17 protein-coding genes, 1 tRNA gene and 4 pseudogenes are annotated in these 16618 nt (G+C 65.4%); 6 read left to right on the top strand and 16 right to left on the bottom strand.

The window, feature by feature from the left end; genetic code table 11:
* Positions 1–78: 78 nt before the first annotated feature.
* On the bottom strand, positions 79–381 hold the full coding sequence (locus A5791_RS00100) for a hypothetical protein (protein WP_067228948.1): 303 nt from the start codon (positions 379–381) through the stop codon (positions 79–81).
* A gap of 119 nt (positions 382–500) precedes the next feature.
* Here A5791_RS00100 and A5791_RS00095 point away from each other — a divergent pair, with 119 nt between their 5' ends.
* The 4 genes and pseudogenes from A5791_RS00095 to A5791_RS00080 all read left to right on the top strand — a co-directional run bounded on the left by A5791_RS00095 (position 501) and on the right by A5791_RS00080 (position 4317).
* Positions 501–1532, top strand: a complete 1032-nt coding sequence (locus A5791_RS00095; protein ID WP_067228937.1) for a YncE family protein — start codon at positions 501–503, stop codon at positions 1530–1532.
* A gap of 53 nt (positions 1533–1585) precedes the next feature.
* Positions 1586–1792 carry a DUF5703 family protein gene (locus A5791_RS00090; protein WP_067228945.1) on the top strand — a complete coding sequence of 69 codons (207 nt, stop codon included), beginning with the start codon at positions 1586–1588 and terminating at the stop codon, positions 1790–1792.
* Between the two features lie 44 nt (positions 1793–1836).
* Positions 1837–2929 (top strand): annotated as a pseudogene (locus A5791_RS00085) (quinone-dependent dihydroorotate dehydrogenase).
* Between the two features lie 62 nt (positions 2930–2991).
* Positions 2992–4317 (top strand): hypothetical protein, encoded by a 1326-nt coding sequence (locus A5791_RS00080; RefSeq protein WP_067228930.1) that lies wholly within the window; start codon positions 2992–2994, stop codon positions 4315–4317.
* On the opposite strand, the gene A5791_RS00075 is transcribed toward A5791_RS00080, so the two are convergent.
* From A5791_RS00075 to A5791_RS00065, 3 genes are read right to left on the bottom strand one after another with little or no spacing between them, the layout of a single operon-like run.
* Complete coding sequence (locus tag A5791_RS00075; RefSeq protein WP_231995750.1) at positions 4318–4935, bottom strand: S9 family peptidase; 618 nt, start codon at positions 4933–4935, stop codon at positions 4318–4320.
* A gap of 39 nt (positions 4936–4974) precedes the next feature.
* Entirely contained in the window at positions 4975–5505 is a 531-nt protein-coding gene (locus tag A5791_RS00070; RefSeq protein ID WP_067228922.1) for a YbhB/YbcL family Raf kinase inhibitor-like protein, read from the bottom strand.
* Positions 5506–5548: 43 nt separating this feature from the next.
* Positions 5549–6871 carry a M20/M25/M40 family metallo-hydrolase gene (locus A5791_RS00065; RefSeq protein WP_197504565.1) on the bottom strand — a complete coding sequence of 441 codons (1323 nt, stop codon included), beginning with the start codon at positions 6869–6871 and terminating at the stop codon, positions 5549–5551.
* A 93-nt stretch (positions 6872–6964) separates the two neighbouring features.
* Here A5791_RS00065 and A5791_RS00060 point away from each other — a divergent pair.
* Positions 6965–7050 (top strand) — tRNA-Leu (locus A5791_RS00060).
* Here the strand turns inward: A5791_RS00060 and A5791_RS26945 are convergent.
* The 3 genes and pseudogenes from A5791_RS26945 to A5791_RS27425 form a co-directional block, all read right to left on the bottom strand.
* A pseudogene (locus A5791_RS26945) lies at positions 7015–7341 on the bottom strand (hypothetical protein); the annotation flags it as partial. The gene A5791_RS00060 and the pseudogene A5791_RS26945 overlap by 36 nt on opposite strands.
* Before the next feature lie 90 nt (positions 7342–7431).
* Positions 7432–8745, bottom strand: a complete 1314-nt coding sequence (locus A5791_RS00055; RefSeq protein ID WP_067228916.1) for an adenylate/guanylate cyclase domain-containing protein — start codon at positions 8743–8745, stop codon at positions 7432–7434.
* Positions 8746–8821: 76 nt separating this feature from the next.
* Positions 8822–8956 carry a hypothetical protein gene (locus A5791_RS27425; protein ID WP_255397585.1) on the bottom strand — a complete coding sequence of 45 codons (135 nt, stop codon included), beginning with the start codon at positions 8954–8956 and terminating at the stop codon, positions 8822–8824.
* Between the two features lie 110 nt (positions 8957–9066).
* Between A5791_RS27425 and A5791_RS00050 the strand changes: the two are divergent.
* Positions 9067–9762 (top strand): annotated as a pseudogene (locus A5791_RS00050) (phosphoribosyltransferase); the annotation flags it as partial.
* Positions 9763–9770: 8 nt separating this feature from the next.
* Here the strand turns inward: A5791_RS00050 and A5791_RS00045 are convergent.
* The 9 genes and pseudogenes from A5791_RS00045 to A5791_RS00005 form a co-directional block, all read right to left on the bottom strand.
* Positions 9771–10109 carry a hypothetical protein gene (locus A5791_RS00045; RefSeq protein WP_067228909.1) on the bottom strand — a complete coding sequence of 113 codons (339 nt, stop codon included), beginning with the start codon at positions 10107–10109 and terminating at the stop codon, positions 9771–9773.
* 140 nt (positions 10110–10249) lie between these two features.
* Positions 10250–11056: a DivIVA domain-containing protein gene (locus tag A5791_RS00040; protein WP_067228906.1), complete on the bottom strand. Its 807-nt coding sequence runs from the start codon at positions 11054–11056 to the stop codon at positions 10250–10252.
* Between the two features lie 237 nt (positions 11057–11293).
* Positions 11294–11578 carry a YggT family protein gene (locus A5791_RS00035; RefSeq protein WP_067228903.1) on the bottom strand — a complete coding sequence of 95 codons (285 nt, stop codon included), beginning with the start codon at positions 11576–11578 and terminating at the stop codon, positions 11294–11296.
* 149 nt (positions 11579–11727) lie between these two features.
* Entirely contained in the window at positions 11728–12363 is a 636-nt protein-coding gene (locus A5791_RS00030) for a cell division protein SepF (protein ID WP_067228900.1), read from the bottom strand.
* A 66-nt stretch (positions 12364–12429) separates the two neighbouring features.
* Positions 12430–13236: a YggS family pyridoxal phosphate-dependent enzyme gene (locus A5791_RS00025; protein ID WP_067228897.1), complete on the bottom strand. Its 807-nt coding sequence runs from the start codon at positions 13234–13236 to the stop codon at positions 12430–12432.
* The gene (gene pgeF / locus A5791_RS00020; protein ID WP_067228893.1) at positions 13233–13940 is read right to left on the bottom strand and encodes a peptidoglycan editing factor PgeF; all 708 of its coding nucleotides are present in this window, start codon (positions 13938–13940) and stop codon (positions 13233–13235) included. Before pgeF ends, A5791_RS00025 begins: the two co-directional genes overlap by 4 nt.
* 56 nt (positions 13941–13996) lie before the next feature.
* Entirely contained in the window at positions 13997–15145 is a 1149-nt protein-coding gene (gene ftsZ, locus A5791_RS00015; RefSeq protein WP_067228942.1) for a cell division protein FtsZ, read from the bottom strand.
* 339 nt (positions 15146–15484) lie between these two features.
* A complete protein-coding gene (locus A5791_RS00010; RefSeq protein ID WP_067228890.1) occupies positions 15485–16435 on the bottom strand; it encodes a cell division protein FtsQ/DivIB in 951 nt (316 codons plus the stop codon).
* Positions 16432–16618: pseudogene (locus A5791_RS00005) on the bottom strand (UDP-N-acetylmuramate--L-alanine ligase); the annotation flags it as partial. The pseudogene A5791_RS00005 and the gene A5791_RS00010, both read right to left, overlap by 4 nt.

Genomic DNA, 16618 nt, shown 5'->3' with positions numbered 1-16618 from the left:
CGACAAGCCACACCTCACCCGGAGGTTCTTCTCACATCAACCCGACACGCCTGCTACCAACGTCCTGGCTGAGTACATCTAGCGCGCTACTGGCACCGCGTGGGTCACGGAGTCGCGCACCGCGGCGGTCAGGCTGCGCTCATCGGTGAGGTCGATGTCGACCAGGCTGCGGATCGCCCTGGCGACCACGTCTTCAGCCTGCGGAACGGGTCCGGCCAGGCGCGGTCGGTAAATTTCGACGACGAGGGAGCGGTGCTCGACATGGAAGGAAAAACTGCGCCCATCACCGACTTGTCCGTACCCGCTGGCGAAAATGCCTGGAGTCATTTCCTCAACAGCAAACTCGTTGTCTGCGAGATGCCGGTCAGCGATGACGGTCATGTCGCCAAGATACATGTTCGGAACGAGTTGTTGTGCGCAACATGGTCTTCCGAATGCAACTCGCGACTTTGAAGTTACATAGAATTCGAACCACGTCTTCCACAGTCAAGGGCAAATATTTGCTAACCACGCCTAAACGAGCAGTTCTAGCGGTGTTGTCGGCTTTGCTCTTGACGACGGGCTGTTCGTCGAACCCACTGAATGGTTCACCGCCCACGATCGCGCCGGCCCACGCCGCCGAGTCACCGCCGGTGTCGCAGATTCCAGCGGGCACGATCGCACCGCTGAACGGCCACCCGGTCGCGGCGGTGTCGGACAGCGGCAGCCTGGCGGTGCTGTGCCCCGGCCCCGACCCGACGGCACCGACAAGCATCGCTGTCTTCGGCGATGCCCGAAACGCGTCGAGTGGCCCTGCCCGGGTGATCACTCTGCCGGCGCCAGCGACCGCGCTGACCAGCGACGGACGCGGTACCGCCTACCTCGCCGCTCGCGGTGGCTTCTTCACCGTCGACCTGTCTACCAGCCACCTCACCCGGGTGAACGTCGCCGGCGTCGACAATGTTGATTTCACCGCAATCGCACGCCGCGCCGACGGCAAAGTGGTGCTGGGCAGCGCCGACGGCGCCGTCTACATCGTTACCGGTGACGGTTCGGTGACTCACCGAAAGAAGATCTTCGCGCGCGTCGACGGCCTTGTGACACAAGGAGATACGACGGTAGTTCTGGATCGCGGCCAGACGTCGGTGACATCGATCGGCGCCGACGGTCGCGTCGAGCAGGCGCTGCGGGCCGGCGAAGGCGCCACCACACTGACAGCAGATCCGCTGGGCCGGGTGCTGGTTGCCGACACGCGCGGCGGCCAGCTGCTGGTCTACGGCGTCGACCCGCTGATTTTGCGACAGGCCTACCCGGTGCGGCAGGCCCCGTACGGATTGGCCGGGTCGCGCGGATTGGCGTGGGTATCCCAAACCGCGTCCAACATGGTCATTGGTTACGATCTGACGACTGGAATTCCCGTCGAGAAAGCGCATTACCCAACCGTGCAGCAACCCAACTCGCTGGCCTTTGACGAAGCGTCGGACACCTTGTACGTGGTATCGGGGTCGGGTGCTGGGGTGCAAATCATCGAACACGCCGCGGGTTCGCTGTGACAGATTGGAGCGCGCCGCGGTGGAACCGGCTACCCGCGGGCTGGGACACCGAGATGTCCGACGAGTACGAGTGGGCGCCGTTGCGACTGCCGCCGGAGGTGACCAGGTTGAGCGCGTCCACAAGACTGTCCATCGAAGCCGAATATCGCGGCTGGGAACTGACGCGGGTGCGGCTCTACACCGACGGCAGCAGGCGAGTCCTGTTGCGTCGCAAGAAGTCTCGTTCCGAGAATCGGCTTCCTGACCAGCCGGCGTTGTGACGGTGGTCGACTCGCGCACAGGCCGTCAGCGAGACTGCCATCCCATGTACCGAGTGATGCGGCGGCTGCTGTTCCTTCTGCCGCCCGAACGCATACACACGCTGGTCTTCGCAATCCTGCGCGGCGTCACCGCCGTGAATCCGGTGCGTCGGTTGCTGAATCGCCTGCTGGGTCCGAGGGATCCGATACTGGCCAGCACGGTGTTCGGGGTGCATTTCCCGGCGCCGCTGGGGTTGGCCGCCGGGTTCGACAAGGACGGCTTGGGGCTGTTGACGTGGGGCGCGCTGGGTTTCGGCTACGCCGAGATCGGGACCGTCACCGCCCGCCCACAGCCCGGGAACCCCACCCCGCGCATGTTCCGCTTGCCTCGCGACCGGGCCCTGCTGAACCGGATGGGATTCAACAACCTTGGCGCCGGCGCGCTGGCGATCCGGCTCGCCCGGCATAGCCCCGAGGTCCCGATCGGGGTGAACATCGGCAAGACCAAGACCACCCCGGCCGGCGACGCGGTCGACGACTATCGGGCCAGCGCTCGTCTGCTCGGCCCACTGGCGTCATATCTGGTGGTCAATGTCAGCTCCCCGAATACGCCAGGACTGCGAGATCTGCAGGCGATCGAGTCGCTGCGGCCGATCCTGTCCGCCGTTCTGGCGGAGGCCTCACGGACCTCGACACCGGTCTTGGTGAAGATCGCGCCGGACATTTCCAACTCCGACCTCGACGAGATCGCCGACCTGGCCATTGAGCTCGGGCTGGCGGGAATCGTGGCGACGAACACCACGGTATCGCGCGACGGCTTGGCCACCCCCGCGATCGACCGACTTGGCCCCGGCGGGATCTCGGGCCCGCCACTGGCGCCCCGCGCGGTGGAGGTGCTGCACCGGCTCTACAGCCGGGCGGGCGACCAGCTGGTACTGATCAGCGTGGGCGGCATCGAAACCGCCGAGGACGCATGGGAGCGCATCACCGCGGGGGCATCGCTGCTGCAGGGCTATACCGGCTTCATTTACGGTGGTGGCCTGTGGGCCAAGCACATTCACGACGGCATCGCCCAGCGCCTGCATGACGCCGGGTTCACGTCGCTGCGCGACGCGGTCGGATCCGCGGCGGCGTAAACCGGAAGCACCACCGGGCTAGTAGGCGGCCCGCGGATGAACCTTCGTTGTTCGACCGTTCGATGACGTTGTAAGGTCCTCCCGATGAATCAGACCTGGCTTCGCCGTTGCCTGGCGATATTGACTGTCGCACTACTCATTCCGGCGAGCGCCTGCAACTCGACGCCATCGCAGCCACGTAGCACCACCCGCCAATCGTCCGCCGCCGCAACGACGCAATCGACCGCCGCCTCGGCGACCTCGCAGACGCCCGCCCAGACGCCGACTGTCACCGGCGAGGACCTCGAAGGCACCGTGCGCGCCCTGGGCACGGTATTCAAGCCGTGCAATTCGACGCGCAACGCCTTCGACGCCGCGAAGGTATTCGATCCACAAACGGGCAGAATGGTTGTCGCCCCCACTCCACCGCCCCTTCCCCCGGGGACGGAGTTAGCCTTCGGCCGGGGCAACCCGGCCTATTTCTGCACGCTGACAGGAACGCCGACCGACCTCAAAATTTTTTACGTCTGGACGTACCGCACACCTTCGCATGGTCTTGAACCTGAGCGATTCACACTGATGGCGGGCGTCGGCGGTATCAATGACAAATCGATCACCAAGGTCGCCGAGCTCCCCGCCGAACTCGGCGGCAGCCCAAGCAAGGTGTACTCCACCGCGGGCGGCCCGGTACTCAGCTACTGTTGCCGCACCAGCGGCGTCTCCACCGCGGCCATCGATCCCGAGACGCTGACCGTGAGATGGACCAGCCCCCATAACCTGGCAAGTGTCGAAGAGTCCACTGTCGCATTTCACGACGTTTCCAAAAGCATCGTCACGATCCGGGATGTTGCATCGGGCGCCGAGGTCGTTCTCGACCACGCCGATCCGGCCGGGCCCAAACCGCTCAACTACGAGCTGGACAGCGGATACGTCATCCGACAGACCAAAGACGAAGTAAACCTTGGCGATTTCACCTGGGGGTACTACAGCGTTATCGCCCACAAGTTCTATCCCAACCTCATCACCGCAGGCACGCTCATCGATCCGATAATCAACGAGGGCAAGCTGTTGATCAGGTCAACGAAGAACCTGAAAATCCTTGACATCGCCAACGGCACGGTCCTGTTCGAGATGAGCCCCGACGAGATGCGCGCCGTCAACTCCTACCAGTTCGGTACCTCCGGCGACTACCTCTACATCGGCAATCAAAGCGATTCGCCGGTGATAGATATTCGTGACCGGAAGCAAGTCAGCTCCGGGTGGAAGGTCCGGCCGCTTGATTTCTTCGGCAAATCGTGGGTCCTGGTCGATCACCGTGCGAAAACGGCCGCGAATTGTTACGAAGGCCCTAACGTATTCACCTGCGGCGGCACCAAAGACGTTGTCATCCAACGCATCGACAACGGCGTCTATCCAGGACCGTGGTACTGATCAAAAGTCGTCCTGATCGATGGAGCCGCCGGGCCCGACGGAGTTGAGATACTCGACCACAGAATCTGTTATGAGCCGGTGCCATTGGCGCCACCGCCGCACCATGTGGTGGCCGACGCCCTCGATACCCACCCACTGTGCGTCCAGCCCGCGCTCGCGGGCCCGCAAAGTCTGGGCCCGCGAGTCGCACGGGTCGGTGCGCGCATCGGCGGTGCCGTGCACGACTAGCAGTCGCGTGCCCATGGGGATCAGGTCGGCTTTCTCGCCGTGCCACCACGGCGCCAATGCCACCACAGCGCCAACGTCACCGCGCGCAGCCAGGTGCGCCGCAACCCGCCCACCCATCGAATGCCCCACTAGCACAAGGTTTTCTGGGTCGCACCAGCTACGTACCGAATCGAGAACCTCAGTGGCGTCGCGCACCGGATCCCAGTGTGGACTGTTCCACCCGCGTAGGCGGTACTGGACGAGTCGGACCTCGACGTCAGGTCCCAGCCGGCGCCGCAACGCGCGGGCGACCAACGCCATCCGGAGGTTGGCCGACTGCCACCACCGCGACGGCTGGCTGCTGCGCACCTGGCCGCCGGGCAGCACAAGCACACACGCGCGTGGATTCACGACTGTGATTCGGAGCCGACGACGGCGCGGTCGCCCGGCCTACGCCTGTTCGTAGGTGCCGTGGATATAGGCCCGCGCGATGGCGTGCTGGAACAGGTTGAACCCCAGATAGGCCGGGCTGGCGTCTTCGTTCAGGTCGAGTTTGTCGACCTTCACCGCGTGTACCGCGACGTAGTAGCGGTGCACACCGTGCCCGGGTGGAGGCGCGGCACCGACGTAACGCCGCATGCCGGCGTCGTTCACCAGAGTCAGCGCGCCACCGGGCAGATCGCTGCCGTCGCCGGTTCCGTCGGGCAATTCGGTGACGTCGGCGGGCAGGTTGGCTACCGCCCAGTGCCAGAATCCGGACAGCGTCGGCGCGTCGGGGTCGTAGACGGTGACCGCGAAGCTGCGGGTCTCCTCGGGAAAACCCGACCAGCTCAGATGTGGGCTGACGTCCTCGCCGCCGGCACCCATGATTCCGCTGATCTGCGGAGTGGCCAACGGTTGCCCGTCGGTGATCGAGTTCGAATTCAGGGTGAAACGTGGCAGTTTCGGCAGCGCGTCGTACGGGTCAGGCTTCGAGATCATTCTCAGTCCTCTCGTGTGATCGGCTTCGTCTAACTAGCGTGCGTTAGCAGTTTGTCAGCAAGTGGGTCAGCACGGCGGTACCGAACCGCAGCGCATCGATGGGTACCCGCTCGTCGATCCCGTGGAACAACGAGGTGAAATCCAAATCCGGCGGCAAGCGCAGCGGGCTGAAGCCGAAGCAACGAATACCCAAGCGCGCGAAGGCTTTAGCATCGGTGCCGCCGGACAACATGTACGGCACGGTTCGACCGTCGGGGTCGACTGCCAGCACAGCGGCGTTCATGGCATCGACGAGATCGCCGTCGAAAGTGGTCTCATACGAGGGCAGGTCCCTGATCCATTCCCGGTTGATGTCCGGGCCGAGCACTTCGGCCACTTCGGCCTCGAACGCCGCCTGGCGACCGGGCAGCACCCGGCAGTCGACGACGGCTTCGGCGGTGGCCGGGACCACGTTGGCCTTGTAACCGGCCTTGAGCATCGTCGGGTTTGCGGTGTCGCGCAGGACGGCCTTGAGCATGCGGGCCATCGGGCCGAGTTTCTCGATCGTCCCTTCCAAGTCGGGCGACTCGGGGTCGAAGACAAGCCCGGTCTCTTCGCTGATGGCAGCCAAAAACTGCACCACGGTATCGGTCGCCACCAGCGGAAATTGGTGGCGGCCCAGCCGGCCCACCGCCTCGGCCAGAACGGTGACCGCGTTGTGGTCGTGGACCATCGAGCCGTGACCGGGCCGGCCGCGTGCGGTCAGTCGCATCCACTGAATGCCCTTTTCGGCCGTCTCGACCAAGTAGAGGCGGCGCTCACCGCCGTCGCGGCGGGGCACCGTCAGGGAAAAGCCGCCGACTTCACCGATCGCCTCGGTGATGCCCTCGAACAGATCGGGCCGGTTATCGACCAGCCACTGCCCCCCGTAGGTGCCGCCGTGCTCCTCGTCGGCGATAAACGCGAACACCAAGTCACGCGGCGGCACCGTCCCGGTGCGCTTCAGCTGCCGGGCAACCACGATCATCATGCCGACCATGTCCTTCATGTCGACCGCGCCGCGGCCCCAGACATAGCCGTTTTCGACTGCTCCGGAGAACGGGTGCACGCTCCATTCCGCGGCTTCGGCCGGCACCACGTCGAGGTGCCCGTGTATCAGCAGGGCACCGCGGGACCTGTCCGCCCCGGCCAGGCGGGCGAACACGTTGCCACGGCCCGGCGCGCCGGATTCGACGTATTCAGGCTGATAGCCAACCTCTGTGAGCTGCTCGGCGACCCACTGGGCGCATTCGGCCTCGCCTTTGGTGGTCGCGGGATCGCCAGTGTTGGTGGTGTCGAACCGGATCAGCCTGCTGACAACCTCGACCACGTCATCGCTCACAGTCACTGTTCTTACACCCTGGCCACCAGTGCGCACGCTGCTGGGTTGGGCGGGCGCAGAGCAATCCGATAGCCTTAGCTGCCAGCTCAGGTTGGTCTGGTCCGAGTGGCGGAATGGCAGACGCGCTAGCTTGAGGTGCTAGTGCCCTACTAATGGGCGTGGGGGTTCAAGTCCCCCCTCGGACACAGAGCAAGATCACACATCGTCGCAGCTAGACAGCGGTTTTCCTGCGCTTGCGGCGCCGGTCGGCGGGTGCTTTGGACACTATCTGCGATCTTCGCGTCGAGATTGACTGCGACCGCATCGAGGTCGCTGTCGAACAAGTCGGCATAGATCCGGAGTGTCACGCTCGGGTCCTTCTGGCCCAGCATCCGCGACAGCGCAAGGACGTTCGCGCCGGAACTGACCGCCAGGCTCGCGCACGTGTGCCGCAGGTCGCGCGGAGTGATCGTCTGAACCTCGGGGCGGCTCCTCGCTCGTCGCGGAGAACATCCAATTGATGTGCGCCCGGCACAATTTGACGAAGCACGACAAGATCCAGTGATCTGACGGCTAGCGCAATATGGCTATGTCGTTCGCACAGAGGCGACGGCGAAGAGACGCCATTCGCCGGGCACGCCCTTGAGCTGGTAAGCGCCGCGCTCGTCGAATTCCAGCCCGGAACCGATCACGAGGTCGCGCAGCGTGCTGGACACCAGCACGTCGTTCGGACCGGCCAATGCGCTCACCCGCGCACCGATATGCACACCGATTCCACCGATGTCGTCGCCGCGCACCTCGCATTCGCCGGTGTGCAAACCGGCACGCACCTCGATGCCCAATGCCTGCACCGCGTCGCGAATCGCCATGGCGCAGCGGATCGCTCGCTGCGGGCCGTCGAACATCGCGAGGAAGCCGTCGCCCGTGCTGTTCACCTCGCGGCCTCGAAAGCGGTTGAGCTGCGCTCGCACGATCACGTCGTGCGCATCAAGCAATGCTCGCCAGTCGCGGTCACCCATCTCGGCGGCCCGACGCGTCGAGTCCACGATGTCGGTGAACAGCACCGTGGCAAGGAGCCGATCATCGGCCACCTCGGCCTGCTCGCCGGTGAGAAATTGGGCGATCTCCTGGAACGAATCGCGCCAGGGTTCGACGAAGTGGAACGCGTTGCGCCCGGGCAGCTCTACGTATTTCGCGCCCGGTATGCGGGCAGCGACGTCCTTTCCTCCGGCAGGCGGGATCACCGGGTCCTTCGCGTGGTGGAGGACGAGGGTGGGCACGCGGATTGTCGGCAGCACCGACCGCACGTCCAATTCGCTGGCGAGACGCACCACACGCGAAACCGTCCCTGGGGTGGCCGCCAGGCGTTCGTGTCGTGCCCACGCTGCTCGAATCTCTTCATTCCACGGCATATCTGGGTTGATCGTATGTTCGATCTCCCCGGTCCCCCAGGCGGCGACCGTGGCAGCCTTAACATCCTCGGACGTTGCCGTATGGGTACCCGTAAAGCCCTCGAGGACGACTAGCGCCGCGGTGCGGGACGGGTGTGTCGCCGCAAAAAGCGCCGCTTGTGCAACAGCGCCATTGACTCCGAGGAGCACCGCCTCACTGCTACCCAGATCATCGAGGACCGCCGTAATGCTGTCGGCCCACTGCTCCAAGGTCGGTAGCGCGCCCGGCGTGACTGGGTCGGAGGCTCCTGTGCCCGGCTGGTCGAAGAAGATCAGCCGCCCCAGGGACGTCATCGCCTCAACCCATCCCTGGGTCGATGGCAGCTCCGGTAGGTGCTCGCAGCACGTGAACCAGTTCGGAACGAACACGATGTCACGAGTACCAGGGGGCGACGCGCGATAGGCGACGCGCAAGTCCCCGTTCATCGCATAGCGCGTCTCCGAGAACATTGCGGAAGTCTAAGCCGAGGAGCGGTTCGAGTTTCCGTGTCAAGCAACGAGCTGGGAAACCCCCGTGCCACCTTGCTCAGAGACTTTTGAGCGCGCCGGCGGCCTTGACGAGCACCGCGGCCAGCGACCGCGCCTCGCCGGCGTCGGGGAGCTCGCCGTCGTCGAGCACCAGGGTGACGTTGCGAGCACGGACAGCCGGCCTTGGACACACTGGACACAAACTTGCCTCGGCGTGGGATGTTTTGGTGCTTGTTCCGCCGATGCATTGCGAGAGCCCTCTCGTAACGGTGGCGCCGGACGTAGGCTTGATGGCCAGGAGTCCCCATGAACCCACCGAGCGGCTTTCTGCGGCGGACGCCGGAGCGCACCTTTCGCGACCGCCGCGAGGCGGGTCGCGTGCTGGCCGAGGAACTGGCCTCGTATCGGGGCAGGGACGGCTTACTGGTACTGGGCTTGGCTCGCGGCGGTGTCCCAGTCGGATGGGAAGTCGCCGCAGCGTTGCGGGCCCAGCTGGATGTGTTCCTGGTCCGCAAGCTCGGGGTCCCGGGGTGGGCAGAACTGGCAATGGGCGCTCTGGCCAGCGGCGGCGGGGTCGTGATGAATGACAACGTGGTGTCCAGCCTGCACGTCAGCGACGAGCAGGTGCGCGCGGTGATAGCCCGCGAAACGACGGAGCTGCAGCGACGCGAGCAGGCCTACCGGGGTGGCAGGCCGCTCGCCGACCCGCACGGCAAGACCGTGATCCTCGTCGACGACGGCATCGCCACCGGCGCGAGCATGCTGGCGGCGGTGCGGGCCTTGCGGGCTGCCAGGCCCGAATCCGCCCCCGAATCGATCACTGTCGCGGTCCCGGTCGGGCCGCACTCAGCTTGCCGCGAGCTCGCGCGCGAAGCAGACGACGTCGTATGCGCCACCATGCCGCCCGCGTTCGAGGCCGTCGGACAGGTCTACCGTGACTTTCACCAGGTCACCGATGACGAGGTGCGCGAATTCCTGGCCACCCCGACAGGTGGCTGAGAGGACTGCTACGTGGACCCCTCGTCGCGGCTGATTGCCGACTGCTGGGTCGCGTCGCCATCCGCTTCCTCATGCGATTCGCCGGCAGCGGTCTCCTCGTCGGCGTCGGTGAGTTCCTCGGGATAGTCGACGTAGCCGTCCTCGCCCTCGCCGGCCCCATCCGCTTCTTCGCTCTCATCACCGGCGGCGCGCGCCCGGCGTTCACGTAGCGCGTCGATGATCAACAGCACAACCCCGATAACGCTGGCAACGATGCAGACCCAGGCCACCAGCTCATTGCTGGTGACGACCGCGAAAACCAGCGCGACCAGCCCAATCAAAGCTAGTACCAGCGCAATGATCAACATCGATTACCCTCCGGCCGACGAGCGGGACTGCCCACGTTCAGGACAGCTCTGATGTGCCGACCGTGCAGTCCGGCACGTGTGGGGTCTAGTGGCGATCGCAAGCGCGGCGGAGCCGCGCGCTGCGGGTCGACACCATCTGTCTAGTTATTGCCCCGGCTGAACTGGTCGAACCCGCCGCCGTCCGCGGTGGAATCGACCGGTGCAGCCGATCCGCGCTGACCGAGTTCCTCGAGCTGAGATTCCAGGTAGGTCTTGAGCCGGGTGCGGTACTCACGTTCGAACGTCCGCAGCTGCTCGAGACGGCCTTCCAGCACAGTACGCTGCTGGTTGATGGTTCCCATGATCTCGGAATGCTTGCGTTCCGCGTCGGCCTGCAGGGCGTCGGCTTTCTCCTGGGCTTGACGCAACTGACTCTCGGAGCGTGTCTGGGCATCGGCGAGCATCGCCTCGGCGCGTTGCCGGGCCTCGGCGACCGTGGTTTCCGCGGTGTGGCGGGCTTCGCTGAGAATCTGGTCGGCATTCGCACGCGCATCGGCCAGCATCTTTTCCGACTCGGACTTGGCAGTGCTGGTGAGCCGGTCGGCGGTGTCTTGCGCCAGAGCCAGAACCCGGGCGGCCTTCATGGCCTGTTCCTCGTTGGTCCCGGCCGCGGCCGCAACCGGAGCGGCCACCGGCGCCGGAGCCGGCTCGGGCTCGGGTTCGGGGATCGGTATTGCCTGGGTCGGCTGCGCGGAAAGAGAAGCCGCACCAGCGCCCGCCCCCCCGGCGAGCTCTTGATCCAGCTCTGCGATTCGCTGACGTAGATCGGAATTTTCTTCGATAAGCCGCGTCAGCTCGTTCTCCACCAAGTCGAGGAAGGCATCGACCTCGTCTTCGTTGTAACCGCGCTTGCCGATTGGAGGCTTGCTAAACGCCACATTGTGGACGTCAGCTGGTGTAAGCGGCATTGTTCGTTCCCCTCGAGTTCCTGTCAAACGCTCTGGAAAGTGTAGAACGGTCTGGCAGCCATGGTGCAACTGCCGCCCATCCTGTCACACCAGACCCGTCGGTTGCTGATGGACCAATAAATAAGGACGAATTTCAAACTCTAAATTCCGTGTTCTTAGATTTGAAATCGAGCGCCCCGAACTGTCGCCGAACCGTGCCCGAAACGACGCCCCCCGGCACCGCCGCGAAAGCCTTACTCACGTCCGGCCCAGCGCCACCTGCCAGCCGATGAAGACGACTAGCAGCAGCACCATGATGGACAGATCGAAGCGGACCGCGCCGATGGTCAGTTGCGGGATCAGCCTGCGCAGCAGTTTCACCGGCGGATCGGTGATCGACATGATGATCTCCAGGATCACCACGGTGATACCGGTGGGGCGCCAGTCGCGGCTGAATGAGCGGATGAACTCGATGACAATCCGGAAGATGAGCAGCACCCAGAAAAAGAACAGCGCAAACCCAAGGATCTTAACGAACAGCACCGATGACCCGACCTTAACGATGAGATGTCAATAGCCGCCCTCGCGACGATTTTCAGGGTACCGACTCCTAAGGCCGGCACACATCTCAGCCGTCGGGCAAGAGGAGCGCCTCGCCCGGGTACCGACCTGAAACAGGCCGGCGTCTGCGTCTATTGGTAAGCGTAGAAACCGGTTTCGGCAATCCGGCGCCGCTCCTCGGGCGACACGTCGACGTCGGCGGGTGAGAGCAAGAACACCTTGGTCGCCACCTTGTCGAATGAGCCACGCAACGCGAAGGCCAGGCCGGCGGCGAAGTCGACCAGGCGTTTGGCGTCGGCGTTGTCCATGGAAACCAGGTCCATGATGACCGGGGTACCGTCGCGGAACCGTTCACCGATGGTGCGCGCCTCGCTGTAGTCCTTGGGCCGCAGCGTGGTGATCTTCGACAACGGGTGACCTTCTTCGAACATCATCGCCATCCGCCGCGGGTCCATGGCCAGCGCGCCCCGCGTGGAGTTGCGCAGCCACGATCCCAACCGCGGCCGGCTCATGTCGGCGCGGTCGAACTCGCGGGCGCGGAACGGAGGTTCCTCGCCGTAGCCGCCCCGATAGCTGCTGGGCGGTGGGTAGTCAGCCGGCTCGCGGCGCGGGTCCTCGTAGTCGCGCCCTTCATAGCGGCCGTAATCGTCGTCGAATCGCGGCCGGGAATATCCGCGCGACGGGGCGCGGTCGTCGTAGTACTCGTCGTCGTAGTCGTCCATCGGCGCCATACCGAAGTAGGCCTTGACCTTATGCAGTGTGCTCATTGCGTGACCCCTTCTAGCCCCTGGGAGTATTGGTGTCTGTGATGAAGGTGTGACTACAGTGACTAATTACGGTGACCGTAACCGCCTCGGGCCCAATAGCGCGGTACCGACACGCACACATGTCGAACCATGTTTGACGGCGATTTCCAGATCGTTCGACATCCCTGCGGACAGCCCGGCGGCGGTTGGGTGTGATTCGAGCACCCGCCGATGCTCCGATTGCAGCCGGTCAAAGGCTAGTTCGGCATCCCAGTCCAGCGGCGGGATTCCCATCAGCCCGATCAGTTCCAGACCGCGTGACTCCTGCACCTGCGCACAGACCTGGTCGAGCGCCCCGGGCGTGGTGACGTCTACGCCGCCGCGGGACACGTCGCCGTCGAGGCTGACCTGAACGTAGACCCGCAACGGGTGTTCGCGACGGCCCTCGGACATCGCCACACCGACCGCCCGATCCAGAGCGGTGACCAACTGTCGGCTGTCGACCGAGTGCGCCGTGTGCGCCCAGCCGGCCAATGACCGCGCCTTGTTCCGCTGAATCCGGCCTACCATGTGCCAGTTGATCTTCCGCATATTTCGCGTATCGATCCGCGCAGGTGCCGCGCAAAGCCGGGTAAGTTCGGCAATCTTCGCCCTGGCTTCCTGCTCGCGCGATTCACCAACGGCCCGACAACCCAATCTGGACAGAATTGCAACATCGGTTGCCGGAAAGAATTTGGTAACGGGTAGAAGTTCAATTTCGCCGACATTGCGGCCGGCCGCTTGCGCCGCGGCCGCGAGCCTGGATCGCACACTCGCCAGCGCATGCGTCAATTCCGATTCGCGGTCGCCATTATCGTCACGGGACGCCGCCACCTCCGCCGCCATTCGGGTCATTCCATCCAGATAAGCGACGCCAGTCGCCCCGTCGGCGCGTCTCGGCGATGACTGAACAAAGTGGGGTCGGCCACCGTACAGCGCGGATCGATGTCGATCGCCTCAACACCCAAATCGCTTAACTGGCAAGCGATTCCGGCCCGCAGATCGAGCCCGGGGGTTCCGGATGCGGTAGTGGTTCGGCTGCCCGGCAACGCGGCCTCGACCTCGTCGGCCATTGCCGCGGGCACTTCGTAGTTGCGCCCGCTGACGGCCGGTCCGAGTAGCGCCGAGATGTCCTCAGTCCGTGCGCCCACGCTCAGCATCGCCTCCACCGCACGCGCCACGACGCCCCGCTGGGCGCCGACCCGGCCCGCATGAACGGCTGCCGCCACGCCGGCGCGCGCATCGGCCAGCAACACCGGCACACAGTCGGCCGTCACCACCGCCAGCGCGAGTCGCGCCGTGGTGGTCACCAATGCATCGGTGCCGTCTACGGCAGCTCTCTGGGGCCCGTCGACGACTGCTACCCGGTCACCGTGTACCTGGTTCATCCACACCACCCGGTGGGCAGCCAAACCGATAGCGGCGGCCAGCCGGGCCCGGTTGGCCGCAACTGCCGCCGGGTCGTCACCGACATGATCACCGAGGTTGAAGGTGTCGAAGGGCGGCTTCGACACGCCACCGGCGCGGGTGGTGGTCACCCGCCGGATGCGAACGCTCACGTGCCCAGTATCCGGATTCGGCGCGCATCAATGGCCCCCACAGACCTCAGTGGGCCTCAGCGACGCATGAACGGAGGCACGTCGACGTCGTCGTCGTCGCCGCCGATACTCAGCGTCGCGCCATTGGTGTGCACCGGCACGCTGACCGCGTCCACCGGCTCGAACAGCGTCGAGGTGAGCTTGCCGGCCTTGGCCGTCTCGATCCGGTGCGCCCCGCCCTTCTCCCCGGCGCTGCCGCCCACCACTGGTTTGCGACCCGGACCGGCGTCGAACCCTGCCGCGATGACGGTGACGCGCACCTCGTCGCCCAGCGAATCGTCGATGACGGTTCCGAAAATGATGTTGGCGTCCTGGTGAGCGGCGTCCTGCACCAGCGAGGCCGCCTCGTTGATCTCGAACAGGCCCAGGTCGCTGCCACCGGCGATCGACATCAGCACGCCTTGGGCACCCTCCATGGACGCTTCGAGCAGAGGTGAGTTGATGGCGATCTCGGCGGCTTTGAGCGAGCGGCCTTCACCGCGGGCCGAGCCGATCCCCATCAGCGCGGTGCCCGCACCCGACATGATGCCCTTGACGTCGGCGAAGTCGACGTTGATCAGCCCGGGTGTGGTGATCAGGTCGGTGATGCCCTGCACACCGTTGAGCAGCACCTCGTCGGCGCTGCGGAAGGCGTCCATCAGCGACACGGCCGCGTCGCCCATCTGCAGCAGCCGGTCGTTGGGGATCACGATCAGGGTGTCGCAGCTTTCCCGCAGCGCGTTGATGCCGTTTTCGGCCTGGTTGCTGCGCCGCTTCCCCTCGAACGAGAACGGCCGGGTGACGACACCGACTGTCAGCGCGCCCAATTTTCGGGCGATGCTGGCCACGACGGGTGCTCCGCCGGTGCCGGTCCCGCCTCCTTCGCCGGCGGTGACGAACACCATGTCGGCCCCACGCAGCAGTTCTTCGATCTCGTCCTTGGCGTCTTCGGCGGCCTTGCGCCCGACCTCCGGGTCTGCGCCGGCGCCCAGTCCGCGGGTCGAGTCGCGCCCGACGTCGAGCTTGACGTCGGCATCGCTCATCAGCAGCGCCTGCGCATCGGTGTTGATCGCGATGAACTCCACGCCCTTGAGGCCCTGCTCGATCATCCGGTTGACGGCGTTGACGCCGCCTCCACCGATGCCCACGACCTTGATGACGGCCAAGTAGTTATGCGGGGGGGTCATCATGTGTCTTCCTCCCATGGTGGGCCTGTCCTTCCCCGTCTCTGCCGGGGCTTCTCCCGTTCGGTGTTCTCTCTAGCTGCTTACGGTGTGTCTGCTTGGCAAACCCTCAACCTCAACCATAGAGTTAGAGTTATGTCAGGTAGTTCCGCGTAACCAGAACCGTATTGGCATGACGCGGGCTAACCCCGCAGGCGCGCCGACGGGCGACGGGCGAATTTTTCGCGATTGACGGCTTTGGCATGCCCCGCGACACGGAAATCACGCACCAGACGCGCCGGCGGCGGTCTCCGTGACGTAAGTCTCGAAGAAGCTCGAGAGGCGAATTGCCGCGCGGTTCGACTACTTGACGGTTGGCAGGTCCGGGCTGGACACGTCGTACGTCCGCCCGGGCTGGGTCAACAGCGCTGCCAGCTTGACGGCCTTCTCTTCGGCGCGGTCGGTACTCCCCCAGATCACCACCCGGCCGTCGGACAACGTGAGAGTGATCGATGACACCGATGGCGCCGCGATCCGGCCCACCTGACCCGCGACCTCGGGATGCAGCGTGGTCAACACTTGCAGTGCCGCCTTGGTTGCCGGATCGGTGGGCCCGGGATTGTCGACCTCTAGATAGGGCAGCGCCGCCGGCGGTGGGGCGGTCGCGAAGTCGACGCCGTCGCGGTCGAACAGGTGCGGGCCGTCCGGAAAATCCTTCACTGCCACCGGAACTCGCTCGACAATGGTGATTCGCAGCGCAGACGGGTACTGACGCTGCACCCGCGCGCTGGCCACCCGCCGGATCGCGGCCACCCGGTCGGCGACCTGGCTGGTGTTGATCTGCAGCAGCGGCGTCCCGAGGCGCACCTGTGCAGCGTCGAGAACCTCCTCGCGGGCGACCGCCCCGGTCCCGGTGACGATGATGGAGCGGGCCGACATCGCCGGCGTGAAGTAGAGGATCAGCGCCAGCCCGATGCCGGCAATGACCAGCAGCACCGTCCAGAGCAACATTTTGAGGCCCCGAACAACGCCTCGCTGAGCGGGTTTCGGCTCGTTGACGAGGTGTACCCGGGTCTGACGCTTGGCTTCCCGGCGGGCGTTCTCGATCGCGGTGGCGCGAGCTTGCGCGGCGCGACGCTCGGCCCGCTCCCGTCGGGCGCGCCGCCGCGGCCCTTCGACTTCGGCTTCGGTCTCGGCCGTTTCGTCCTGCGCCTCGGCCTGATCAACCCCGTCGGCCGGGATCGGCTCGGTGGCGGCGGCGGCGTCGGTGGAGTCGCCCCCGACCGGTTCGATCTGGTCGGCGGGCTCGCTCATCGCAACACCCCGGACTGGCCGGGCGCGCTACGGTTGGCCCGCGCCCGCAGCGCGGTGACGATCTCCGGACCCAGCATGGTTACGTCGCCGGCGCCCATCGTGACGATGACGTCGCCTGGGCCGGCCGCGGCGGCCGCCTCTTCGGCGCCCGCCGAGAAATCCGAAACATAGCGCACCGGCGCG

Source organism: Mycobacterium sp. 852002-51163_SCH5372311 (assembly GCF_001667115.1).
In the GTDB taxonomy this organism is placed as follows: Bacteria; Actinomycetota; Actinomycetes; order Mycobacteriales; family Mycobacteriaceae; genus Mycobacterium.
This window is presented reverse-complemented; position numbering and strand designations above follow the sequence as displayed.